General features: G+C 57.8%; 19 protein-coding genes. 12 read left to right on the forward strand and 7 right to left on the reverse strand.

Features of this window, described 5'->3' with window-relative positions; all coding sequences use genetic code 11:
* Window positions 1-163: 163 nt before the first annotated feature.
* The gene (locus tag ACXAET_RS05630) at window positions 164-1,978 is read left to right on the forward strand and encodes an extracellular solute-binding protein (protein WP_475182344.1); all 1,815 of its coding nucleotides are present in this window, start codon (window positions 164-166) and stop codon (window positions 1,976-1,978) included.
* A gap of 537 nt (window positions 1,979-2,515) precedes the next feature.
* The gene (locus ACXAET_RS05635) at window positions 2,516-2,749 is read left to right on the forward strand and encodes a hypothetical protein (protein WP_475182349.1); all 234 of its coding nucleotides are present in this window, start codon (window positions 2,516-2,518) and stop codon (window positions 2,747-2,749) included.
* Here ACXAET_RS05635 and ACXAET_RS05640 read toward each other — a convergent pair.
* Entirely contained in the window at window positions 2,741-3,364 is a 624-nt protein-coding gene (locus ACXAET_RS05640) for a helix-turn-helix domain-containing protein (protein WP_068332590.1), read from the reverse strand. The genes ACXAET_RS05635 and ACXAET_RS05640 overlap by 9 nt on opposite strands.
* Window positions 3,365-3,428: 64 nt before the next feature.
* On the opposite strand from ACXAET_RS05640, the gene ACXAET_RS05645 reads away from it, so the two are divergent.
* The 5 genes from ACXAET_RS05645 (at window position 3,429) to ACXAET_RS05665 (ending at window position 9,501) form a co-directional block, all read left to right on the forward strand.
* Complete coding sequence (locus tag ACXAET_RS05645; protein WP_475182353.1) at window positions 3,429-4,946, forward strand: class I adenylate-forming enzyme family protein; 1,518 nt, start codon at window positions 3,429-3,431, stop codon at window positions 4,944-4,946.
* Complete coding sequence (locus tag ACXAET_RS05650; RefSeq protein WP_475182358.1) at window positions 4,943-5,602, forward strand: DsbA family oxidoreductase; 660 nt, start codon at window positions 4,943-4,945, stop codon at window positions 5,600-5,602. The genes ACXAET_RS05645 and ACXAET_RS05650 overlap by 4 nt, the downstream gene beginning before the upstream one ends.
* Before the next feature lie 74 nt (window positions 5,603-5,676).
* On the forward strand, window positions 5,677-6,885 hold the full coding sequence (locus tag ACXAET_RS05655) for an MFS transporter (RefSeq protein WP_475182361.1): 1,209 nt from the start codon (window positions 5,677-5,679) through the stop codon (window positions 6,883-6,885).
* Between the two features lie 280 nt (window positions 6,886-7,165).
* Complete coding sequence (locus tag ACXAET_RS05660; RefSeq protein WP_475182364.1) at window positions 7,166-8,830, forward strand: hypothetical protein; 1,665 nt, start codon at window positions 7,166-7,168, stop codon at window positions 8,828-8,830.
* Window positions 8,827-9,501, forward strand: coding sequence for an SH3 domain-containing protein (locus ACXAET_RS05665; protein WP_475182367.1), 675 nt, complete (start codon window positions 8,827-8,829; stop codon window positions 9,499-9,501). Before ACXAET_RS05660 ends, ACXAET_RS05665 begins: the two co-directional genes overlap by 4 nt.
* Here ACXAET_RS05665 and mfd read toward each other — a convergent pair.
* Window positions 9,498-12,953, reverse strand: coding sequence for a transcription-repair coupling factor (mfd, locus tag ACXAET_RS05670; protein ID WP_475187116.1), 3,456 nt, complete (start codon window positions 12,951-12,953; stop codon window positions 9,498-9,500). The genes ACXAET_RS05665 and mfd overlap by 4 nt on opposite strands.
* Window positions 12,954-12,974: 21 nt before the next feature.
* On the reverse strand, window positions 12,975-13,499 hold the full coding sequence (locus ACXAET_RS05675) for a component of SufBCD complex (RefSeq protein WP_475182370.1): 525 nt from the start codon (window positions 13,497-13,499) through the stop codon (window positions 12,975-12,977).
* 119 nt (window positions 13,500-13,618) lie between these two features.
* Here ACXAET_RS05675 and hemB point away from each other — a divergent pair, with 119 nt between their 5' ends.
* The 4 genes from hemB (at window position 13,619) to ACXAET_RS05695 (ending at window position 18,474) form a co-directional block, all read left to right on the forward strand.
* Window positions 13,619-14,617, forward strand: coding sequence for a porphobilinogen synthase (hemB, locus tag ACXAET_RS05680; protein WP_475182375.1), 999 nt, complete (start codon window positions 13,619-13,621; stop codon window positions 14,615-14,617).
* Between the two features lie 141 nt (window positions 14,618-14,758).
* On the forward strand, window positions 14,759-15,331 hold the full coding sequence (locus ACXAET_RS05685) for a lipid-binding SYLF domain-containing protein (protein WP_475182379.1): 573 nt from the start codon (window positions 14,759-14,761) through the stop codon (window positions 15,329-15,331).
* Window positions 15,332-15,505: 174 nt separating this feature from the next.
* Window positions 15,506-17,968 (forward strand): penicillin acylase family protein, encoded by a 2,463-nt coding sequence (locus ACXAET_RS05690; RefSeq protein ID WP_475182383.1) that lies wholly within the window; start codon window positions 15,506-15,508, stop codon window positions 17,966-17,968.
* Between the two features lie 110 nt (window positions 17,969-18,078).
* Window positions 18,079-18,474: an SgcJ/EcaC family oxidoreductase gene (locus tag ACXAET_RS05695; protein ID WP_475182387.1), complete on the forward strand. Its 396-nt coding sequence runs from the start codon at window positions 18,079-18,081 to the stop codon at window positions 18,472-18,474.
* 3 nt (window positions 18,475-18,477) lie between these two features.
* Here ACXAET_RS05695 and hflX read toward each other — a convergent pair whose 3' ends face one another.
* The 4 genes from hflX to trkA form a co-directional block, all read right to left on the reverse strand.
* Complete coding sequence (gene hflX, locus ACXAET_RS05700; RefSeq protein WP_475182392.1) at window positions 18,478-19,749, reverse strand: GTPase HflX; 1,272 nt, start codon at window positions 19,747-19,749, stop codon at window positions 18,478-18,480.
* Window positions 19,749-19,988 (reverse strand): RNA chaperone Hfq, encoded by a 240-nt coding sequence (hfq, locus tag ACXAET_RS05705; protein WP_010440340.1) that lies wholly within the window; start codon window positions 19,986-19,988, stop codon window positions 19,749-19,751. The genes hflX and hfq overlap by 1 nt, the downstream gene beginning before the upstream one ends.
* Window positions 19,989-20,113: 125 nt before the next feature.
* Entirely contained in the window at window positions 20,114-21,652 is a 1,539-nt protein-coding gene (locus tag ACXAET_RS05710; protein WP_475182397.1) for a TrkH family potassium uptake protein, read from the reverse strand.
* Complete coding sequence (gene trkA, locus ACXAET_RS05715) at window positions 21,652-23,028, reverse strand: Trk system potassium transporter TrkA (RefSeq protein ID WP_475182400.1); 1,377 nt, start codon at window positions 23,026-23,028, stop codon at window positions 21,652-21,654. The genes ACXAET_RS05710 and trkA overlap by 1 nt, the downstream gene beginning before the upstream one ends.
* Before the next feature lie 96 nt (window positions 23,029-23,124).
* Here trkA and ACXAET_RS05720 point away from each other — a divergent pair, with 96 nt between their 5' ends.
* Window positions 23,125-23,604 (forward strand): hypothetical protein, encoded by a 480-nt coding sequence (locus tag ACXAET_RS05720; RefSeq protein ID WP_068331579.1) that lies wholly within the window; start codon window positions 23,125-23,127, stop codon window positions 23,602-23,604.
* Window positions 23,605-23,611: the final 7 nt, after the last annotated feature.

Below are 23,611 nucleotides of genomic sequence, written 5' to 3' on the forward strand. Positions count from 1 at the left end.
TTAAGTTATTGAGGCAGGTTTCATACAGGCAAGAAACCTATCGAGCAGTGCGTTCTTTATACGCAATTCCTTGCATTCATCCAAGCTAAAAGTTTGAAAATAAGAAAAATCATCGGTACGGTGAAAGCCAACAAAATAAGGCCAGAGCAGGATTGTTTCCAAAATGAGCCCCAATTTTCTAAGCCCTGTTCGCCCTATGATTGCGGGAATCACCTTCGTTTTTGCCGCCACGTGCGCTCATGCAGAATCGGCTCATGGCATAGCTATGTACGGGGACCCTGCCCTACCACCGGATTTTGTGTCTCTGCCCTACGTAAACCCGGATGCGCCGAAGGGCGGTAAGGTCGTTTTCGGCAACACCGGCGGCTATAACAGTTTGAACCCGTTTGTGCAAAAAGGCACCTCGCCGTGGCAATTGCGATTTTGGACCCACGAGAGCCTTATGGGCCGCTCCTGGGACGAACCTTTCACTCTTTACGGGTTGTTAGCCGAATCAGTTGAGACTGCGCCCGACAGGTCTTGGGTCGAATTTACCCTGCGCAACAACGCCCGGTTCTCGGACGGCAATCCAGTGACCGTGGACGATGTCATCTGGTCGTATGAGGTATTGGGTACAGAAGGACATCTGCGGTATCGCGGACTCTGGGGCAAGATCGACAAGATTGAACAAACAGGCCCACGCGCGGTGCGCATCACGTTCAATGAACCTGATCGCGAACTTGCGCTGATAGCTGGGCTGCGCCCCATCCTGCAAAAAGCACAGTGGGAAGGGAAAGACTTTGCCAACGCGTCCTTGCACGACATTCCAATCGGCTCGGGTCCGTATGTGGTTGATGGGTATGAAGCCGGTCGTTACGTGACGCTGCGCCGCAACCCGGAATACTGGGGGGCAGATGTCCCGTTTCGCCGCGGCACCATGAACCTTGATGAGATGCGCATCGAGTTCTACGGCGACGGCACGGTTCTGTTTGAGGCTTTCAAAGCAGGCGAACTGACTGCCGTGCGTGAGTTCAACGCCGACAAATGGCAAACTCAGTACAGCTTTCCGGCGGTGCAACGTGGGGATATCGTCAAAACCGAGATCCCGCATGGCAAACCTTCGGGCATGACCGGCTTCGTCATGAATACGCGCAAGGCTCCGTTTGACGACTGGCGTGTGCGTGAGGCCATGTTGCTGGCCTTTAACTTCGAATTTATAAACGACACGATTACAGGTGGCGTGCAGCCCCGGATCACATCGTATTTTTCGGGGTCCGATCTGGGTATGCAGCCCGGCCCCGCAACGGGTCGCGTGGCCGAGTTGTTGGAACCCTATGCCGAAGACTTGCCCCCCGGCGCACTCGAAGGCTATGCCCTGCCCGTTAGCGATGGGTCTGCCCGCAACCGAACAAATATCCGCGAAGCAAACAAGCTGCTGTCTGAGGCAGGCTGGACCATTCAGGATGGCGTGCTGCGCAACGAGGCCGGTCAAGACTTCACAATCACCGTATTGCTGCAACAGGGCGACACCGAGAGTCAGACGGCCATCGAAATCTACACGCGCGCGCTTGAGCGTCTGGGCATCACCATCAATGTCGAGCAGGTGGACAGCGCGCAGTTTGCTGGTCGGACTGCCGAGTTGGATTTTGACATGACGTTCTTTCGCCGTGCGCTTTCGCTTTCTCCGGGTAACGAACAGCGGCTGTATTGGGGAAGCCAGGATGCCGACACGCAGGGTACGCGCAATCTGATGGGTGTTTCCTCGCCTGCGGTGGACGGGCTGATCGATACGATGTTGGCGTCAGAGACTCATGAAGATTTCGTGGCCGCAACCCGCGCTTTGGATCGGGTTCTGACAGCAGGTCGATATGTCATACCCATCTGGAATTTCGATGTTGGCCGTATCGCCCACGTGAAGGAACTGAAGCAGCCTCAGACCTTGCCGATCTATGGCGATGGGCCCGAATACATGCCGCAGGTCTGGTGGTACGAAGACTAGCTCAACACCGTTGAGGCTGTGCTAGACGGTGTCGTCTCATATCTTATGATAGATCCACACATCTGTGGGTTTAGTGACGCTAGTTTGCGACGTAGACCCTTCGCCCCTTTCGGCGGATTTCTGCACACGCGGGCCAATATACTATATTTGGGGCATCGAAAAACGCAAACCGCCACAATTGGTTCGACCATCGATTTCCAGCCTAATCGCAAAAAATACCCACAAGGGGCTTTACGGATCACACCCCTAGACTGTAACCTATTGGTATTTCTATGTGTTGTTAGACAAATAAATCTTGATTATTTCGTGAGATACCGAACCTAACGACACGTGGCACTTTGATTTTACGGACCGGCCCCCACTCACTCCAAAATCAGGTCCGTAGGCCCGTTGCGTGTCGTGCGCGACGGGCCTTTTCGATTTGGAGCAAGCGATCATCAGGTGCGACATTTTGTCATCCACGCCGAACCCTCCCCCCTTCGTAACGTGATCAAAGGGCTGGGCAGCCGTGAAACCTTAACAACGGAAAGCACACAGATGTTAAGCTGGACTGACCTTACTCAAGACTGGGACGCAATGTATTCACGCGCCAAAAGACGTTTTCCAAACCTGCGCGATCAGGATAAATCACAGCTGTGCAAAGACAGAAAAGGGTTCGAAGCGTACTTGGCCGAGCGCCACCACCTGACCGTGAACGAGGCGCACGAAGAGCTTGAGGATTTTCTGTTTACCGAAGGCCTGAACCGCGAGTGCGGCCGAACTTTAGGCTAGCGACGTCACCCACAGGATCGTTGCGTCCTCGTCGCTGACCGAAATCACGTTGTGACCCATGCTGCCATCATAGTAGGCACTGTCTCCCCGGCGCATTTCAACTGGTTCGTAGAACTCGGTGTACAGTTTCACGACGCCGGTCAGCACGAAAAGGAACTCTTCTCCGTCGTGGCGCACCCAGCCGTCAAACTCGTCCATTGAGCGGGCACGGACGCGGGCGCGATAAGGCAGCATCTGCTTTTTCGTCAGGGTCTCAGCCAGCAGTTCATGCTCGTAGGTTACGGTTGGGTGCGCGGCACCCTGTCCCATTCGGGTTACGGCCATGCGTCCGATTACCTGGTCGCGCTGAGGGGGCGTAAAAAGTTGCGGCACCGAAATCTCTAATCCGGTCGCCAGCTTTTTCAGCGCGTCATAAGTCGGCGACATCTGCCCGTTTTCGATCTTGCTGAGCGTAGATCGCGCAAGCCCCGCCTGCGAGGCCGCTTGTTCCAGCGTCCAGTTCCGCGCCTTGCGCAACTGACGCACGCGGGCGCCAAGATCCAGCGGCTCAGGATCGCTATGCTCGCCCGAGTCACGGGCAATACGGATAAGGGATGGCTGATCATTTGTGCTCATGCGCAACTCTATAGGCGCAGCCTGCTCTGCTTGCAACGCGACAAGCGGCGCGATAGCCAGTGTCATGCTTTCCGTTTTCGACCAAGGGCCACCCCAGGCCTGCCCCACACCGTTTAATCTGGCCGCGCATGTGCTGCAAAAAGCGGATAGCCGGCCAGAGAAGGTCGCCCTTTCCGTTCTACGCGCCACTGGTACCGAGGACTGGACCTACAGCGCGCTGAAAGCGGCAATCCTCGGTACAGCCTCCGGGCTGCTGAACGCTGGGCTTAAACCCAGTGACATCGTTTTGATGCGGTTGGGAAACACAGTGGATTTTCCCATTGCCTATCTCGGTGCGATTGCGGTCGGGATCGTGCCAGTCCCCACATCGTCCCAGCTGACCGAGCCGGAAACGGAACGCATGATCGCGGACCTGAACCCCGCCGCCATTCTGCGCGACCCAGACGTCGCCTGTGCGGCGCATCCTTCGCAGATCACGTTGGCCGCGCTGTCAGACATGCGCACCCTTCCCCCCGCTGAGTTTCAGTTCGGCGACCCGAACCGGCTGGCTTATGTCGTTTATACCTCTGGCACCTCGGGCAAGCCGCGTGCCGTGGCCCACGCGCATCGCGCTATCTGGGCGCGGCAGATGATGGTGGATGGCTGGTACGGGCTGCGGGATACGGATCGATTGTGCCATGCCGGGGCGTTCAACTGGACGTACACTCTCGGCACCGGTCTGATGGACCCCTGGACCATTGGCGCAACGGCGTTGATCCCTGAACCGGGCACCGACCCTGACGACTTGCCCAGCTTGCTGCGCGAACATCGGGCGACGATTTTTGCGGCTGCACCCGGTGTCTTTCGCAAACTGCTCAAGACCACGCAGACCCTGCATTTGCCAGACCTGCGCCACGGTCTTTGTGCAGGAGAGAAGCTGTCGCGGCATCTGCATGCGCAGTGGGCCGACGCGACCGGAACGGAATTATACGAAGCGTACGGCATGTCCGAATGCTCGACCTTTATCTCGTCCAGCCCTGCCCACCCGGCGCGTGGTGACGCGTTGGGTCAACCGCAATTGGGACGCCGCGTGGCGATCCTAGGACCGGATGGACCCGTTCCGCAGGGGCAGGAAGGCACCATCGCCATTCACCGCTCGGACCCTGGCCTGATGCTGACCTATCTGAATGCACCTGACGAGGCCGAGGCCCGAATGCAGGGCGACTGGTTCCTGACCGGCGATCAAGGTGCTATGGCCATTGACGGGCAAATCACGTATCTGGGCCGCGACGACGATATGATGAACGCGGGCGGCTATCGCGTCTCACCGGTCGAGGTTGAGGCCGCACTGTCCAAATACCCCGGCATCACACAAGTCGGCGCTGCGGCGGTTGAGGTCAAGCAGGACACATTTGTGATAGCTGCCTTCTACACAGGCCCGGCAAAGCTGGACGATGCCGACCTGCATGCCTATGTCGAGGCAAACCTGGCGCGGTACAAGCAACCCCGCGCTTTTATTCACATGCCCGAACTGCCCACTGGCGGCAACGGCAAACTCCTGCGCCGGGCGCTTCCGGCCTACTTCAAGGCGAATACACCATGACCCAGACCGTAAAACTCGACATCATGTCCGACCCGATCTGTCCGTGGTGCTATATCGGCAAGACACATCTGGACAAGGCGTTGGCCGCGATCCCTGACCACCCGTTCGTCATCGAGTGGCATCCGTTTCAACTGAACCCCGACATGCCGGACGAAGGCATGGACCGGCGCGAATATCTTGAGCGCAAGTTTGGCGGCAAAGACGGTGCAGTTCGCGCCTATGCGCCAGTTGTTGAGCATGCTGAAAAAGCTGGTCTGAGCATCGACTTCGAAGGCATGAAGCGCACGCCCAACACGCTGGACGCCCATCGCCTGATCCACTGGGCCGGGATTGAGGGAAAGCAGGGCGCGGTCGTTGACGCTCTGTTCGACGCGTATTTCGTGCAGGCCCGTGACATCAGCGACCACGAAGTGTTGGCCGATATTGCCGACGGTGTCGGGATGGACGCGGCCGTTGTGTTGAAGCTGTTGGACTCGAGCGCTGACCGCGACGATATTCGCGCCCGCGATACCCATTCGCGCCAGATGGGGGTCAACTCGGTTCCAACCTTCATCGTGGCCAGCCAGCACGCCGTACCGGGCGCGCAACCTCCAGAGATGTGGGAAAAAGTGATTGGTGAGATCATGTCGCAGCTTGAGGAGCCCTCTGCAAATTAGCACAGAGGCCTGCGCATTTTGATCCTAGCGCCACCTGACCTGTCGTGATAGCGCGGACAGGTCAGGAGGACGCCATGACAGGTCGGATGTCTACGGGTGAGTTTATCGCACTGATCGCAATGATGTTTGCGACCATTGCGTTTTCGATCGACTCAATGCTGCCCGCCCTGCCTGAGATCGGAGCGCAACTGAGCCCCGATGACGTCAACCGGGCACAGTTGATCCTGACCTCTTTCGTACTTGGCATGGGGATCGGGACGTTCTTCGTCGGACCCTTGTCTGACGCTTTTGGGCGCAAACCAGTGATCTTTGTCGGCTCTGCCTTGTACATCGTTTCGGCGGCGGTGGCTTGGGCGAGTTCCTCGTTGGAATTGCTGTTGGTCGCACGGATTGCGCAGGGTATCGGCTGCGCCGCACCGCGTGTGGTATCAATGGCCATCATCCGCGACCTTTATGCAGGCCGGGAAATGGCGCGGATCGTATCGATTGCCATGATGATCTTTACGCTTGTGCCAGCAGTCGCGCCGATGCTGGGGGCTGGAATGATCGCTATTGCCGGATGGCGCGGGATTTTCGCCTCATTCATCCTGTTCTCGGTCGTCACCGTCCTTTGGATGGGCCTGCGCCTGCCCGAGTCCCTGAAGACAGAGGACCGCCGACCGCTGCGATTTTCCCTGATGGCCTCGGCAGCGCGCGAGATGTTCAACCATCCAACAGTCCGGGTGTCCATCTTCGTGCAGACGCTTTGCCTTGGCATGTTGTTTACCATGTTGACCATGGTGCAACCGGTTTATGACGTGATCCACGACAGCGCGGACAGCTTCCCCTTCTGGTTCGGTTTCGTGGCTTTGATGGCAGGATCAGCAAGCCTGCTGAACGCAGCGCTGGTTATCCGCGTGGGTATGCGGCGGCTGGTGACATGGGCTTTGGGTGCGCAAATCGTCGTGACAAGTAGCGTTATCGTTCTGAATATAATGCCACTTTCGGCCAACTTGTCCTTTGCCGTTTTTGTCTTCTGGCAGACCTCGATTTTTTTCACGGCTGGCATGACAATGGGGAACCTGAACGCCATCGCGATGGAGCCGATGGGCCATATCGCGGGAATGGCCGCGTCAGTCATCGGTGCGTTCTCAACCGTTCTGGCCGCTGCCATTGCCGCCCCGATTGGTCTGCTGTTCGACGGGTCCCTAACCCCCCTGACCACCGGGGTTTTGGTTATGAGCGCCACCGGCTTCGGGCTTATGCTGCACATGGGCCGGATCGAAAACAGACTTCCCGCCTGACCTGTGCAGCTTCGGTAAAACTCGCTATCCTGTCAGTGAGTTGTCGAGGTTAACATGTCTAAGAAATTCCAGCACACAAATCCAAGGTCGCGTAAGCCTAATGAGTTCAGAGGGACTTGGAGAGGACTTAAGTACCGACGCGGCGTTGCGCGGACACTGGCTGTAAACTTCACTTTATTCTGTGTTCTCTTTGGGCTGGCAATATACGTCGTTCAGCAACGCGATCACGCAAAGCAAACCCCAAGAGTGTGGACGTTGGGATCAAGGTGAGGAGCGGAAAATGGCTGACTATTACGACCTAGGGACATATTCCTGCCCAATCAGCACATCGGTACCAGAGGCACAGCTTTGGTTTGATCGCGGGCTGATCTGGACGTACGGCTACAATCACGACGAAGCTGTTGTTTGCTTTCAGCGCGCGGCTGAATTCGATCCAAACTGCGCCATGGCATTTTGGGGAATCGCCTATGCTGCAGGACCGAATTACAATCTGCCATGGGATCTGCAGGATGAACGAGGTCAACAAAAAGCGCTGTCGCAGGCCTATGATGCGACTCAGCAGGCGCTTTCCAAAATGGAGACCTGCACGCCGTTAGAACAGGCACTGATCCGCGCTTTGCCATCCCGCTACCCGCAGCGCGAACCGTTGCCGGACATGCACGGCTGGAACCACGATTTCGCCGACGCGATGCGTGCCGCTTTTGCAAATCATCCCGATCATCTGGACTTGCGCACGATTTATGTCGAGGCTCTGTTGAACCTCACCCCTTGGCAGATGTGGGATCTGAGTTCGGGCAAACCCGCCGACGGCGCAGCGACGCTTGAGGCTCAGAAGGCGCTTGAAGATGCGATGGCCAACGCCCCCGGCGCAATGTCCCATCCGGGGCTTCTGCACCTCTACGTTCACTTGATGGAAATGTCGCCAACCCCGGAAAAAGCGCTTAAGGCCGGGGACGTGTTGCGCACGCTGGTTCCTGACGCGGGCCATCTGGTGCATATGCCCACTCATATCGACGTTCTATGCGGTCACTACCACGGTGTAGTGTACTGGAACGAAAAAGCCACCGAGGCCGATTTGAAGTATTACGAGCGTGAAGGTGCGTTCAATATCTACACGGGCTATCGGCAGCACAACTATCACTTTGCCATTTATGGCGCGCTGTTTCTGGGTCAGTTGGAACCGGCCCTGCGTGCCAATCAAGGTATGTGGGATACCACGCCCGAGGATTTGCTACGCATCGAAAGCCCGCCCATGGCGGATTACTTCGAAAGCTATTTGTCGATGGGTCCACACATCCTGATCCGTTTTGGTCTGTGGGAGGAGGCGAAGGCCCTAAACCTTCCTGACGACCCTGACCTGTACCGCACTCTGACCGCAACGATCCACTACGCCCGCGCAATCGCATTTGCGGCCACGGGCGATGTAGCGAAGGCAGAGGCCGAGGAACAACTGTTCCTTTCGGCCAAAGCCTGCGTGCCAGAAACGCGATTGCTGCACAATAACCGCGTTATCGATCTGCTTGAAATCGCGCGGGAAATGCTGCGCGGAGAGATTGAGTACCGCAAAGGCAACTTCGATATCGCCTTCGCCCATCTGCGCCGATCAGTCGAATTGGACGACATGCTTCCTTATGATGAACCATGGGGCTGGATGCAGCCCACCCGCCACGCTCTTGGGGCACTTCTGTTCGAACAGGGCCGCGTGACCGAGGCCGAAGCCGTCTATCGCGAAGATCTCGGATTGGGCGGCAGGCTTAGCCGTGCCTCAATCCACCCTGACAATGTCTGGAGCCTGAAGGGTTTGCACGACTGCCTGAAGGCACGCCAAGAAGACACTGAAATCACGCAGATCAAACAGAGGCTTGATCTGGCTCTCGCACGTGCAGACCGCGCTGTTGGCGCATCGTGTTTTTGCGCTCAGGCCGCTATGAGGGCTGCGGAATGAAATACGCGCTGTTGTTGCTGGCCGTGCTCTGCGGTCCAGCCTTTGCCGACCGCCAGACCTTTCCCCCTGCGGATCAGGCCAACCGCGATCCGTCGCTGGTGGCCTTTCGCGAAACCCTGCTGTCCTATGTTTCCGCAAGAGATGTCGACGCCGTCGTTGCGACCGCCTGTCCCGATATCTACCTGAGCCATGGCGGTAGTGGCGGCCCGGAAGAGCTGCGCGCCAATCTTACACTCGATCCTGAAACCCTGCCGGAAGAGGATCAAGGCAAGGCTGATGAGTTGCGCGCGCAGTACTGGACCGATATGGAATACACCCTTACGCAGCCCGGCTATTTCGACGAAGAAGGTGAATTCTGGATGCCGCATCAATGGCAGATCACCTTGCCCGCGTCGCTAGATCCCCAGCTGGCCTTTTTCGTCACCGGCACCGATGTCGCCCTGCGCCAGGGGCCGGACCGCACTGCGCTCACCTTGGGGTTGATAAGTTATGAGGTCGTCATCATCCGTGAATTTCAGAACGATACCGAGTATCAGCGCGTTCTGCTGACCGACGGCGCACAGGGCTATATGCACCGGGACTATCTTTGGCCCATGACAGGCTATCGCGCCGCGTTTTCAAAATCAGACGCAGGCGACTGGCAGCTTTGCACCTTTGTAAGCGGCGACTAGGCCTTGGCCTTCTTCTTTTCGGCCACGACTTTTTCAGCCAAGTCACGGGCGATTGCGAACGCACCCTTGATCTTGTCGCTGTCCTTCTTCCAGTCGCGCCGGACTATGATCTTGTTGTCTTTGACCTTCGCTAATCCGCGTTGATCCTGGATGAATTCCACCAATCCCTGGGGCGAGGCGAACTTGTCATTATGAAACTGAATCGTTGCGCCTTTTGGCCCACCGTCCAGTTTGGCGATGCCGGCCCGTTTGCACATGGCCTTGATGCGCACCACCAACATCAGAGTGTTCACCTCTTTCGGAAGTTTACCGAACCGGTCGATCAGCTCCGCCGCGAACCCTTCCAATTCAACCTTGGTCGAAAGTGACGACAGGCGGCGATAGAGACCCAGACGCACATCCAGATCGGGCACATAATCGTCGGGGATCAGAACAGGTACGCCCAAATTGATCTGCGGCGCCCACTGATCTTCCGTCTCTGTCAAACCCTCCATCTCACCGGCTTTGATCTTGGCGATCGCCTCCTCCAGCATCGACTGATAGAGTTCATAACCCACGTCGCGCATCTGGCCCGACTGCTCTTCACCCAGTAAGTTGCCCGCACCGCGGATGTCGAGGTCCTGGCTGGCCAGCGTGAACCCGGCCCCCAGCGTATCCAAAGAACCTAGAACCCGAAGGCGCTTTTCGGCTGTGGCCGTCAGCTTCTGGCGCGGTTTTGTTGTCAGATAGGCATAGGCGCGGGCTTTTGACCGCCCAACACGGCCGCGAATTTGATAAAGCTGCGCAAGGCCGAACATATCCGCCCGATGCACGACCATCGTGTTCGCTGTTGGAATGTCCAGGCCGCTTTCCACAATTGTTGTGGCCAGCAGCACGTCATACTTGCCGTCGTAGAAGGCGTTCATCCGGTCATCGAGTTCGCCAGCCGCCATCTGGCCATGCGCCACGACATAGGTGAGTTCAGGTAGTTGTTCCTTTAGAAACTCTTCGATCTCAGGCAGGTCCGAGATGCGCGGTACAACATAAAAACTCTGCCCACCGCGATAATGTTCACGAAGCAGCGCCTCACGGATCGTGACGGCGTCGAACTCGCTGACATAGGTTCGGATCGCCAGCCTGTCGATGGGCGGAGTGCCGATAATAGACAAATCGCGCACGCCCGTCAGCGACAGTTGCAGCGTACGCGGGATCGGCGTTGCGGTCAGGGTCAGCACGTGGATGTCCGAGCGCAGTTGTTTCAAGCGCTCTTTATGGCCGACGCCAAAATGCTGTTCTTCGTCAATGATCAACAGGCCAAGATTGTTGAACCGAATACCCTTGGCCAACAGCGCATGGGTACCGATCACGATATCTATGGTTCCGCGCGCCAGCCCGTCGCGCGTTTGCTGCGCCTCTTTCGAGGATACGAACCGCGACAATTGCCGAACCTCAAGCGGGAAGCCGCGAAAGCGGTCCTTGAACGACGCCGCGTGTTGACGCGCCAGCAAGGTGGTCGGCGCAATTACGGCAACCTGTACCCCGGACATCGCCGCGACAAAGGCCGCGCGCATGGCGACTTCGGTTTTTCCAAAGCCGACATCGCCGCAAATCAGGCGGTCCATCGGTGCGCCCGAATGCATATCCTCCATCACTTCCGCGATCGCGCGTAGCTGATCTTCGGTTTCCTGATACGGAAAGCGAGCGCTAAACTCCTCCCACGCGTGGGGTGGTGGGTCCATGACCGGAGCTTTGCGCAGCGCGCGCTCAGCCGCGATCCGGATCAACTTGTCCGCCATCTCGCGGATACGCTCTTTCAGCTTCGCCTTCTTAGCCTGCCATGCACCGCCACCCAGACGGTCCAGCAGACCTTCGTCATGGCCGTATTTCGACAACAGTTCGATATTCTCGACCGGCAGGTAAAGCTTGGATTGCTCAGCATATTCCAACAACAGGCATTCGTGCGCGGCACCTGCGGCGGTAATAACCTCCATCCCCATGTAGCGCCCGATCCCATGATCAACGTGCACCACAAGATCACCGGGGCTGAGGGATTGCGTTTCGGTCAGGAAGTTTTCAGCCTTGCGGCGTTTTTTGGGCTGACGGATCAGACGATCGCCCAGAACGTCCTGTTCTGCAATCACCGTCAAGTTGGGCGTTTCAAACCCGTTCTCCAAGGCCCAGACCGCAAGATGCAGCCCGCGTTTGCCTATGCGCGTGCCATCGGCGACAGGGATGGCCTCGGCCAGGCCTTCGTCTTCAATCAGTCCGGTCAGGCGTTCGCGCGCACCTTCTGAGTAAGACGCCAGCAGAACTGGACCTTTAGCCAGCTTATCGGAAATATGACTGGCAAGCGCACCAAACAAGCTGACGCTTTCTTGCTGCCGTTCAGGCGCAAAGTTCCGGCCGATCCGTCCCCCAGCGTCGATCACGCCCGGACCGCTGGCCTGCGGCAACGGGTTGAACTGCATCACACGCCGATCCCCTACTGCCCGGTCCCAAGCAGCATCGTCCAGATAAAGCAATCCGGGCGGCGTCGGTTTGTAAACCGTGTCCATGCGGGATCGATTTTCCAACGCCAACCGTCTGGTTTCGTATTGATCCTCAATCGACTCCCACCGGGCCAGTCGTGCAGGCGTAACCTGATCGTCCAACGAGACCGTGGCATCGGGCAAATAGTCGAACAAGGTTTCCAGTTTTTCGTGGAAAAACGGCAGCCAGTGCTCGATGCCCTGATGTTTTCTGCCTGCGCTGACCGCCTCATACAGCGGATCGTCCGTGCCAGCCGCGCCGAACTCGATGCGGTAATTCTGGCGAAACCGCGTGATAGCGGCCTCATCCAAAATGACCTCGGATACCGGTGCCAGTTCCACGACCTCCAGCTTTTCGGTCGTGCGTTGAGACACAGGATCAAAACGCCGAGCACCGTCAAGAACGTCGCCGAACAAGTCCAAACGGACCGGACCGGATTCGCCCGGAGGGAAGATGTCGATGATCCCGCCCCGTACCGCGTAGTCACCAGGCTCCATGACCGTAGGGCTTTGAGTGAACCCCATGCGCACCAGAAAGTTTCGCAGCGCGGTTTCGTCTACACGGTGATTAACACGCGCGGTAAACGCGGCTTCTCTCAATACGTCCCGCGCGGGCACGCGTTGAGTTGCGGCATTCAGCGTGGTCAGCAGAACGAACCGGTCAGGCATCTGGTGCACCAACGCGGCCAGCGTCGCAACACGCGCCGCAGCAATATCGGCGTTGGGCGACACCCGGTCATAGGGCAAGCAATCCCATCCGGGGAAAACAAAAACCGGCATGTCAGGTGCGAAAAAGGCAAGGGCCGCCCGCATCGCCTCCATCCGTTTGTCGTCCCGTGCGACATGGCAGACGGGTTGCCCCGAACGCTTGATCTCGTTCAGCACAAGCTGCGCGTCAAACCCCTCGGGGGCGCCGCCGACACTTACGTGGTTCGGAGCCGTCATCATCTTGCCTTTCCGAATTTCCTAGCCCAGCACACCGATCGAGAAGTTCTGGTACATGCCCCAAAGCGATGTGATCAAGATCGAAATCATACCGATGATCTGCGTGTAGATCCGGCAGCGGGTTAAAACCTTACTCACGAACTCTAGCGTCTTTTCGCCCGCGCGCAGCTTGCGCGCTGCCCGGATGTGGAGGAGCACCACAAAACAGACCGGAAAAAGCAGAAGAAACACCGCCTGAGCAAATTCTACGCCGTAGTAGAACCCCAGCGTGCCCAGCCCGGTAAATACGAAACAGACCAACCCCAATAGAGCCAGCCCGGACACGTCAACGATATAGATGATCCGATTACCGTTGATACGAACGATATCCAGAAGATCGCGTTCCGCTTGCCCTCTGATTCGACGGGCACGTACCAAAAGGTCATGCGGCACGCCCATCGTCCAATGGCTGACCGTCGACCACAATACCGCCAGCGCGATCCAGTACCACAGATTCGAAAAGCTGCGCATGTCGATGATTTCGAAAACCGTAGAGGATATGTCCAAGCGTCAGCCCTTTATTCCACGTCCTGAGGGGCTAATTCGCACCGGCGCGTTCATCCTTACCCTTGAGACCACACGGAATTCATGCCACCCAATGCGGGATTATTCAAGGAGAGCGCGACATGAAACCCACCATCGCCCCCTACCCCCTGACCCGGTTCCGCAGGGCGCGCCAATCTGCGGCGGTGCGCGGGCTGGTCCGTGAAAACACGTTAACCACGGACGATTTGATTTGGCCCGTTTTCGTGCGTGACGGTGAGGGCGTGGAAGAAGCTGTGCCCTCAATGCCGGGCGTGGTACGTCGATCCGTCGACCTGATCGCCAAGGCCGCAATTGAGGCGCAAGCGCTGGGAATTCCGGCGATCTGCATCTTTCCCTATACGGACACCAGCCTGAAAACCGAAGACTGCGCAGAGGCGTGGAACCCGGACAACCTGTCCAATCGCGCCATCCGCGCCATCAAGGCTGCGGCCCCTGATATCGCGGTCATGACGGACGTCGCGCTGGACCCGTACAACACCAATGGTCACGATGGCTATGTCATCGATGGCGAAATCGTGAACGACAAGACGGTCTCGGCCTTGGTCAAGATGACACTGGCACAGGCCGACGCCGGGGCTGACATCATTGGTCCGTCCGACATGATGGATGGCCGTATTGGTGAGATGCGAAAGGCGCTGGAATCAGCCGGACATCAGAACGTAATAATCCTGAGCTACGCCGCCAAGTATGCGAGTGCCTTTTACGGTCCTTTCCGCGATGCGGTCGGTGCTTCGGGCGCGCTGACGGGTGACAAGAAAACCTATCAGATGGATCCGGGAAACTCGAACGAGGCTCTACGCCTGATCGAGCGCGATCTGACCGAGGGTGCCGATATGGTGATGATCAAACCCGGCATGCCCTATCTGGATATCTGTCGCCGCGTGAAAGACACCTTTGGCGCGCCAACTTATGCGTATCAGGTGTCGGGCGAATATGCGATGATCCAAGCAGCCGCCCAGAACGGTTGGATCGACGGAGAAAAGGTCATGCTCGAAAGTCTCTTGGCCTTCAAGCGTGCTGGATGCGACGGCATCCTGACCTATTTCGCACCTCAGGTCGCGCGTATCCTGCAAGGCTAAAACCCCAAATTCTCGCAAGTTTTCGCCGATTGTTATCTGTCAGTGCTCAGCTTTCCCGTGACACGCAGCCGCAATCGGCGTATTCTTGCACACAAGATCGGGTACACCCGACATATCAGGCAGCTATACAGAGAAAACATTATGAGCAGTTCCAACGCATCCCGACTAAGCCGTCGCGGCTTTGCTTTCGGCATGGCCGGCCTTACCCTAACAGCCGCTTGCGGAAATGGCGTGGGCAACTCGAACGCGGTCAAGATAGACGCCCGTGTCGATGCCACGCTAACCGAAATGTATGCGCGCTATCCCAATACGGTTGAAATCGCCAACAAATCCAACGGCATGCTGGTCATGCCACTGATTACCGACGCCGGGTTCATTTTCGGCGGTGCCTATGGCCAGGGCGCGCTGCGTATCAATGGCGCAACGGTAGATTATTACTCGGCCGTTTCAGGCAGCGCAGGTTTACAGATCGGCGCGCAACAGTATGCCCATGTCCTTTTCTTCATGACGCAGGACGCGCTGAACGACTTCCGCCGCTCAAGCGGTTGGACCGCCGGGGCTGACATCGGCTACGTCGTCGATGCGACCGGCGACACGCTGTCAACCGACACCACGACGTTGCGATCACCCGTCTTGGCCGCCGTATTTGGTCAGGCCGGTCTGAAATTCGGCGCAACAGTCGAAGGCACAAAATACACGCGGATCATTCCGTAACTTCGGGCTGCCACTCCCCCGATCCTGGCCCCCGCCATTAGCCTTAGGCTGTGGCGGGGTATTTCATTTTTGAGTACCGAAACGAGAATATTCACGGGTTGTCCCTCTTTCGGTTGGGACGGCCATACACTAATCTTGCCGCAACAAGAATTGGATCAGGATTGTAGGCCGTAGATGGGATTTGTGTTTCGCTGGCTCGTGCGTATTACAACAGGCCTGATCCTGCTGGCATTGGCGGCGGTGGCCCTCGTGTATTTCCTCGCCAGCCAATCGCTGCCGGACTATGACAAAACGGTTAGGGTCCGAGGACTGACCGCCCCGATTGAGATCGTCCGGGATACAGCCAATGTGCCGCACATTCTGGCTCAAACTGACCCGGATGTGTTTTTTGGCCTTGGCTATGCCCACGCACAGGACCGGCTGTGGCAAATGACCGTAATGCGCCGTACAGCGCAGGGCCGCTTGTCCGAAGTGTTCGGTACCCGAACCGTCCATGTCGACAAACTGCTGCGCCGACTGGACCTTTATGGCCTCGCCCATCGCTCGGTTGAGGTGCAGGACGAATACACAAAGGCCGCGCTACGTGCCTATGCAGCCGGAGTGAACGCACGGCTGGAAGAAATTAACGAGAACGCCTTAGGTCGTGGCGCGCCCGAAATGTTTCTGTTCAATGCAACCGTATCTCCCTGGCAACCCGGAGACAGCATCGCCGTAATCAAGCTGATGGGCCTGCAATTGTCTGGTCATCTTAAGGATGAGGTGCTGCGCGCCCGTACCTCTTTGATGCTGAATGATTCCGAACGTCTGGCCGATATTCTGCCGGATGTGCCCGGTGCAGGCGTTGCAGCGCTGCCGGAATATGCTGCTCTGTTTCCCGGTGTGCCGCGTTATGCCCAAGGCGCACCAATGCCCGAAACACCGCTGTCGCCCTTTCCGAAACGTGGCTTGGCCGGCGCATCCAACGCCTGGACCGCAGCCCCGTCACGGTCGGCCAGTGGTGGCACTTTGCTGGCCAATGACCCGCATCTGGGCTTCACCGCGCCCGGCACCTGGTATCTGGCGCGGCTGGAACTGGCTAAGGGTGGTGTGATTGGCGCGACCATCCCTGGTGTTCCCGCAGTGATGACAGGGCGCAGTGATCGGTTGGGCTGGGGTCTGACCTCGTCTTATCTGGACGATCAGGACGTGCATATTGAACGGTTGAACCCCGACAACCCCGAGGAATACCTGACCCCGGATGGTTACAAGGAATTTCGCACCCGTCCTTCGATCATTGAGATTAAGGACGAGGCACCCATCACCCTGACCCTGCGCTGGACGGAAAACGGTCCCGTCCTGCCCGGCAGCCACTATGATCTGGAAACGATCACTCCGCCCGGTCATGTCGCGTCACTTTCATGGACAGCGCTTAGCCCACGCGACACGTCCATAACGGCTTCGATGGAACTCATGAATGCGGACAGTGTCAGGGATGCTATTGACGTGGCCGAGCTTTTCATAGCGCCCTCGCAGAACCTATCGCTGGTCGACAAAAACACGATCGGGATGAAACTGATCGGTGCCATGCCTAAGCGTGACCTGCGCAATCAAAGCCGAGGCCGTATTCCGACGCCCGGTTGGCTGGCTGAAAACCTTTGGCAGGGCCGCTTGCCTTATGCAGATAACCCTGAATTCGTCGCGCCGGTTGGCGGCATATTGGGCAATACCAACAACAAGATCATCGACCGCCCCTTCCCTCAGCATGTGTCCTATGAATGGGGCGACACGCAGCGCGTGCATCGCTGGGAACGCCTGATGCAATCGCGTGAGGTCCACACCCGCGATAGCTTTATCGAGGCGCAACTGGATACTGTCAGCTTTACGGCCCGGTCATTGCTGCCGCTGATCGGTGCCGACCTGTGGTTCACCGGAGCATCGGCCCCCGAAGGCACACCAGAACGCCAGCGCCAGATCGCCCTTTCCCTTCTGGCCGAGTGGAATGGCGAGATGAACGAACACCTGCCCGAACCGCTGATCTATGCGGCGTGGTTGCGGGCGCTGCAGAACCGTCTGATCTCGGACGAGCTTGGCCCGCTGGCGGCAGAATACAAACATGTCGAACCGCTGTTTATCGAGCGGGTTTATCGCGACATCGACGGAGCGTCGGTCTGGTGCGATGTCCGCCAGAGCGCCCCGAACGAGACCTGCACTGACATGGCCAGGCTGGCCTTGGACGACGCACTGATCTGGATCGGTGAAACCTACGGCACTGCGCTGGAATCCTTGCGCTGGGGTGACGCCCATCAGGCCACACATGATCATCCGGTTCTGGGGTCGGTTCCCGTGCTGCGGTTCTTTGTCAACATCCGGCAGTCCACCAGCGGCGGAGACAATACTCTGCTGCGCGGTCGAACCTCGGGCGAAGGTCGGGACCCGTTCCAGAACGTTCACGGTGCAGGCTATCGCGGAGTCTACGACTTTGCCGACCCGGACAGTTCGGTCTTTATCACCGCCACAGGTCAATCGGGTCACTTCCTGTCGCGCTATTACGATGATCAGGCGCAGCTGTGGCGGCGCGGGGAATACATCCCGATGTCGCTGGATCTGGATTTGGCGCGGGCCGCTGCCGTGGGGATCACGACCCTGATCCCGCGCTGATTTAGCCTGTTTCGGCAGGACCTTGCCCTTTTATGTTACCCGCCGTGGACGCAGACCCGCCTTTTCGCCTACGATCTTAAAAGGTCAGTGTTTTGGACCGGGGGGTACAGATGGCCAGTATTCGCGATAGGCTAAACAATCTCGCGCGCGACTATGCAATTGCCTGGAGTTCAGGCGACCCGAACGCGGTGGCAGAATTCTTTGCCCCTGACGGGCAGGTCTCGATCAACCGGGGCGAGCCAATCGTCGGCCGTTCGGCAGTGGTGGAAATGGCGCGCGGACTTTATACCGATTTCCCAGACCTTGAGGTCAGGTGCGATATGCTGCGATGGGCCGGGTCGCACGCGATCTTCGTCAGCACGATGGAAGGACACCACGCCAAAACCGGCAACCATGTCGTCACGCGGGGTTGGGAAGAATGGGAGCTGACCGACAACTACAAAATCCGCGCGTCGCTCAGCTGGTTCGATGCCGACGATTATCAGCGTCAGATCAACGGTGCCTGACGCCTAAAGCCCCGCAAACTGCGCTGCTTGCTTATCGGTCCAAAGAACAGTGATCCGAAACCCATCGTCCGTCTGTTTTTCCGAGCGAACCACATCCTGCCGAAACAGCCAGGCGCGTTTGTTGCCTTCGGCAAAATCCAACGAAAGCACCTCCTCGTGTCGCGCGCCCTGCAACTTGGCTGCAATTTCAGCCAAAAGGGGTTCGACACCCTCACCTGTTACGGCTGAAATGGCAAATATTGCAGGGTCGCGGTCGGCCCGCTTCAGTGCCGCTTCGCGTTCTTCGTCGTTCAGCAAGTCGATCTTGTTCCACACATCCAACCGCGGGCGTTCGTCATCCACACCCAATGATGTCAGGATCGCTTCTACATCCTGTGCCTGAGCAGCGGTGTCTTCGTGGCTTATGTCACGGACATGAATGATGATATCGGCGCCCAAAACTTCTTCCAGCGTGGCCCGGAAAGCCGCAACCAGCTCGGTCGGCAGGTTCGATATAAAACCCACCGTGTCCGACAGGATCACCTCGGGCCCATCGGGCAGTTCGACACGGCGCATGGTTGGGTCCAGCGTCGCAAACAGCATGTCCTTGGCCATCACCTTGGCCCCGGTCAGGCGGTTGAACAGCGTGGATTTCCCGGCGTTGGTGTAGCCCACCAAAGCAACGATCGGGTACGGAACCTTGGCCCGCGCGGCCCGATGCAGGGTGCGGGTCTTGATGACCTTCTGCAACTGACGGCGCAGACGGACCAGTTGATCGTCGATGGCGCGGCGGTCGGCCTCGATCTGCGTCTCACCCGGACCGCCGACAAATCCCAAACCGCCCCGCTGACGCTCAAGGTGCGTCCATGCCCGCACCAGTCGCGTTCGCTGATAACTGAGCGCGGCCATCTCGACCTGCAACACACCCTCGCGGGTGCGGGCGCGGTCACTAAAAATCTCTAAGATCAGACCGGTACGGTCTAGGATTTTGACCTTCCAGGCCTTTTCAAGATTGCGCTGCTGCACAGGCGTCACGGGGCCGTCGATCAGAACCAGTTCGACCTTGTTGTCGTGCAGACGCTCGGTCAATTCTTCGATCTTACCGCTTCCAAACAACAAACCGGGCTGGGCACGTTGCAGGCGCACGATTTCAGACCCGATCACGTCAAGATCGGGCAAAGCGGCGGCCAAAGCCACCGCCTCTTCCAGCGCTGGTCCGGGAACACGGCGCTGTTCATCTGATTTGATTTCCGGATGCAACACCCAAGCGCGGGTGTGCATCCTGTCATGTTCCATCAAGAGGCGTCTTCGCCCTCATAAAGGCTGATCGGCTGTGACGGCATGATGGTCGAAATCGCATGTTTATAGACAAGCTGCGACTGACCGTCGCGGCGCAGTAACACGCAGAAATTATCGAACCAGGTGATAACACCCTGCAATTTAACACCGTTGATCAGGAATATTGTGACCGGGACCTTTGCTTTCCGTACATTGTTCAGGAACGCGTCCTGCAGATTCTGTCTGTCCGAAGCCATATTTTTATAATCTCGCCATTGTTCTTGCTACGCGCTGCGTACCAACGCGCTCCCTCCGGGTGAGTATGGAGTGTCATTAACCGAGTTTCCAGATGAAAAAACAGTCAATTCGCATATGAGGAATATCAGTCCCGCCATAGGCTTGGGGTAATCAGGGCAATAATCGCCAGCGTTTCCAACCGTCCAATCACCATGGCCGCACACATCGTCAGCTTGGCGCCACCGGAGAGGTCCACCAGACGAATGGGAATATCCGTGGCCAGTTCGATCAACGGACCCGTTGTGCTAAGCGCCGCAACGGTCAAAACCATAGCCTGTTCGAACCCAGCCCCCATCATCGCAAGCAACAGATTAAACAAGGCCGCAGTCAGCGCGAACATCATTAGAAAGATCCACGCTATAAAGGCGCCATCGCTTTGGATACGCCGATTTCCGCCACCCACGCCACTGACGGATGACGGGTAGATTAACCTGTCAATTTCGCGCGCACCATTTAGGTAAAGGGCGAAGACGCGCAGCAGCTTGACCCCACCCGCCGTAGTGGCGACGCCGCCGCCGATAAGCGCCAAGCCCATCAGGATCAGGCCCGGCGTACCCAGCCCTGACAATTGTTGGGAGTCGTTCCAATTGGCACTTTCAAATCCGGCCGTGGTCAGAAACGACAGGACCGTGAACAACATGCCCCAAAAGACGTTCACCGCGTCGATCGGGCGAATCGTACCGCCAATTTCACTCACACCCGCCAGAGCACGAAAGAACAGAAGCACCGCAATTGCTATCGCGATCATCATACCGATCCGGAATTCGGGATCCTTGTCCAAACGAGTATAGCCAGACGCAGCGGTATCCGATGAAAACGTCAACCGGGACAGCGCAAAGAACAGGAACAGGAAAATGACCGCCTCGCCCGTGATCCCGGCCTGAGCGCCTTCTAGCCCGCCGACCGGTGAAATGCCCGACGTCGCCATCGTTGACATGGCGTGACAGATTGCGGTCAGCCCCTGCTCACCCGAGACCAAAAGCAGCAGCCAGACCACGGCGGTCAGACCAGCATAAACCGGTGTCAGCGTGCGCGTTACACGGATCAGACGCCCGCGCGGGTCAACTTTTTCGCTTTGCGCCACGCCCGAAACCGGTCGGCCGGGCTCCCCCCGCGCCGTAATCTCGAACCCGCCCAAAGACAAAGGTGCCAGAATCGCGGCGGCTGAAATCCACATAAGCAGACCGCCCATCCAACCCACCAACGCGCGCCAAAGATGCATCGGAGCTGTCAGGCGGTCAGGGTCCGGGAAAATGTCGGCACCTGTGGTCGTCAGCGCGCTGACCATATCGAAATAGGCATTGAGAAAGGTGGTGTTTCCCAGCGCGTCATGAAGGGGAATGGCCAGGAACAACGGCAGCACGATGAAGCAGCCAAGCAACACCGCAAGCTGCCCCAGCGTCCCGCGCCGTGGAATGCGATTCATGGTCGCCAACGAAATGATCGCTACGATGAAAATACCCAGCAGCCCAGAGTAAAAAAACGACCGCGATACATCATGGTCATCCAATGCCAGCGCATAGATCGCAGGAGCCCACATTGACAGTGAAAACACGCCCCAGATCAGCAGGAACAGCGGCAAGCGCCGCAATAGCCTTATCTGTTGTGTGCTCGTGCGCTCCATTAGAAGAAGTCGATTGACACTTGTAGCAGCCGTTCAACCTCGGGCACGTCCTTGGCCAAAGCAAAGATCGCCACAACATCTTTTTCTTCGATCCGCAAACTGCCCGACGGCCGCAAAACCTGATCTCCTTTTTGCACCGCGCCGACCAAAACGCCTTCAGGGAAATCAATGTCGCGCAATTTCTGCCCTGCCATGGGCGAAGTCGACAGTACCTCGGCTTCAATTACCTCGGCTTCGGCATCGCCGACGGAATAAACCTGCCGCACGCGCCCGTGGCGAATGTGACGCAGGATGGAGCTGACCGTGGTGGCGCGCGGGTTAATATAGGCGTCGATCCCAAGCGGCCCCATCAACGCCACCATGCTGGGGTCATTGATCAGCGCAATCGCCAGCGCGCACCCTTCGGCCTTGGCCCGTACAGCAGCCAGCATGTTCGCCCGGTCATCATCTGTCACCGCCAACATGGCGTCGGCTCGTTCGATCCCGGCCTCACGCAGCAAGGCGGCGTCCAAACCGTCCCCGTTCAGAACAATTGTTCGTTCCAACGCTTCGGCAGCAAGTTCGGCGCAATGGCGGTCGCGTTCGATGATCTTGGCCCGAACGCGGCTTTCCCGCTCTTCCAATGCGCGCGCAACTTCAAGGCCCACATTGCCTCCGCCGACGATCACCACACGGTCTTGTTTTTTCTGGGTCTTACCAAAGACCTCCATCGTGCGGTCCACGTCTTGGACGCTGGTGAAGACATAACATTCATCACCAACAAACAGTTGATCCTCGGCCTCAGGGGCGAACAGGCTGCCTTCACGTCGTACACCCACAACAATCGAACTGAGCGTAGAAAACAGATCCGTCAGCTGCCGCAGCGGCGTGTTTACGATCGGACAGTCTTCCGCGATACGGATGCCCAATAACTGCGCCTTTCCGTCCATAAACATTTCGGTATCAAAGGCCGAAGGGGCTGACAGACGGCGCATTGCGGCGGCAGCAACCTCACGTTCCGGGCTGATGACAACGTCGATAGGCAGGTGATCCCGGCGAAAAAGGTCCGAATGGATCGCCGCAAGATAGGATTTCGACCGCAGACGCGCGATCTTGCGCTGGATTGAAAATATCGAGTGCGCCATCTGACAAGTGACCATGTTCACCTCGTCCGAATGGGTCGCGGCTATGATCATGTCGGCGTCGCGGGCGCCGGCCCGGTCCAGCACATCGGGGTAGCTGGCAAAGCCCGCAATCCCCTGCACATCCAGCGTCTCGGTCGCGCGGCGGACCAGATCGGGATTGTTGTCCACAACTGTCACGTCATTCAGTTCGCCTGACAGGTGCCGTGCAATTTGCCAACCTACTTGACCGGCACCGCAAATAATGACCTTCATGTTCCTGGCCTTTCTGCCTGAATTGCTTGAATGACAGATGCCCCCAGAGCGGTCAATTCATTTGTCAACGGGGTGAAGCTGCGGCAAGATAAGTGCATGAAAACAGTGCTTCGTTTGCTACTTCCTGTTGTAATCCTGTCGTCTTGCAGTCCGCTTTCGCTGTATTACCGCGAAGGCGAGACCGTGTCTCGCATGCAAGCCGAAACCCAAAAATGCCAGGTCGAAGCGTTGCAGGATGTGCCGGTTGCAAATCAGGTAAGGCAAAGCCCGCCCACCTATTGGCCCGGCCGCACGTATTGTGATGGTCGGGGCCGCTGTTATCGCTCGGCTGGCTGGTGGCAGCCCGGCCAAGTCTACACGGTCGACGTCAACAAGACGCTACGCAATCAGGTCGAGGCGCAATGCATGGCCCAGAAAGGGTATCGCCCGGTCAGCCTTCCACCCTGCAAACAGGGTGTTAAGTCACAGGTGCCAAGAACGCGCACCACAACACTGCCACCGTTAAGCACGCAATCGTGTTTTGTAAAAATCGAAGGCGGTTCGTTCCAGATCATCACGCCCGGTCAGGCAGGGTAACGCCCCG

The organism is Ruegeria sp. AWH4_226 (genome assembly GCF_056159225.1).

Bases quoted from the DNA above. Each gene is read 5' to 3' on its own strand.
- ACXAET_RS05630 (WP_475182344.1), top strand. From the start codon at position 164: ATGAGCCCCAATTTTCTAAGCCCTGTTCGCCCTATGATTGCGGGAATC.
- ACXAET_RS05635 (WP_475182349.1), top strand. From the start codon at position 2,516: ATGTTAAGCTGGACTGACCTTACTCAAGACTGGGACGCAATGTATTCA.
- ACXAET_RS05640 (WP_068332590.1), bottom strand. From the start codon at position 3,364: ATGAGCACAAATGATCAGCCATCCCTTATCCGTATTGCCCGTGACTCG.
- ACXAET_RS05645 (WP_475182353.1), top strand. From the start codon at position 3,429: ATGCTTTCCGTTTTCGACCAAGGGCCACCCCAGGCCTGCCCCACACCG.
- ACXAET_RS05650 (WP_475182358.1), top strand. From the start codon at position 4,943: ATGACCCAGACCGTAAAACTCGACATCATGTCCGACCCGATCTGTCCG.
- ACXAET_RS05655 (WP_475182361.1), top strand. From the start codon at position 5,677: ATGACAGGTCGGATGTCTACGGGTGAGTTTATCGCACTGATCGCAATG.
- ACXAET_RS05660 (WP_475182364.1), top strand. From the start codon at position 7,166: ATGGCTGACTATTACGACCTAGGGACATATTCCTGCCCAATCAGCACA.
- ACXAET_RS05665 (WP_475182367.1), top strand. From the start codon at position 8,827: ATGAAATACGCGCTGTTGTTGCTGGCCGTGCTCTGCGGTCCAGCCTTT.
- mfd (WP_475187116.1), bottom strand. From the start codon at position 12,953: ATGACGGCTCCGAACCACGTAAGTGTCGGCGGCGCCCCCGAGGGGTTT.
- hemB (WP_475182375.1), top strand. From the start codon at position 13,619: ATGAAACCCACCATCGCCCCCTACCCCCTGACCCGGTTCCGCAGGGCG.
- ACXAET_RS05685 (WP_475182379.1), top strand. From the start codon at position 14,759: ATGAGCAGTTCCAACGCATCCCGACTAAGCCGTCGCGGCTTTGCTTTC.
- ACXAET_RS05690 (WP_475182383.1), top strand. From the start codon at position 15,506: ATGGGATTTGTGTTTCGCTGGCTCGTGCGTATTACAACAGGCCTGATC.
- ACXAET_RS05695 (WP_475182387.1), top strand. From the start codon at position 18,079: ATGGCCAGTATTCGCGATAGGCTAAACAATCTCGCGCGCGACTATGCA.
- hflX (WP_475182392.1), bottom strand. From the start codon at position 19,749: ATGGAACATGACAGGATGCACACCCGCGCTTGGGTGTTGCATCCGGAA.
- hfq (WP_010440340.1), bottom strand. From the start codon at position 19,988: ATGGCTTCGGACAGACAGAATCTGCAGGACGCGTTCCTGAACAATGTA.
- ACXAET_RS05710 (WP_475182397.1), bottom strand. From the start codon at position 21,652: ATGGAGCGCACGAGCACACAACAGATAAGGCTATTGCGGCGCTTGCCG.
- trkA (WP_475182400.1), bottom strand. From the start codon at position 23,028: ATGAAGGTCATTATTTGCGGTGCCGGTCAAGTAGGTTGGCAAATTGCA.
- ACXAET_RS05720 (WP_068331579.1), top strand. From the start codon at position 23,125: ATGAAAACAGTGCTTCGTTTGCTACTTCCTGTTGTAATCCTGTCGTCT.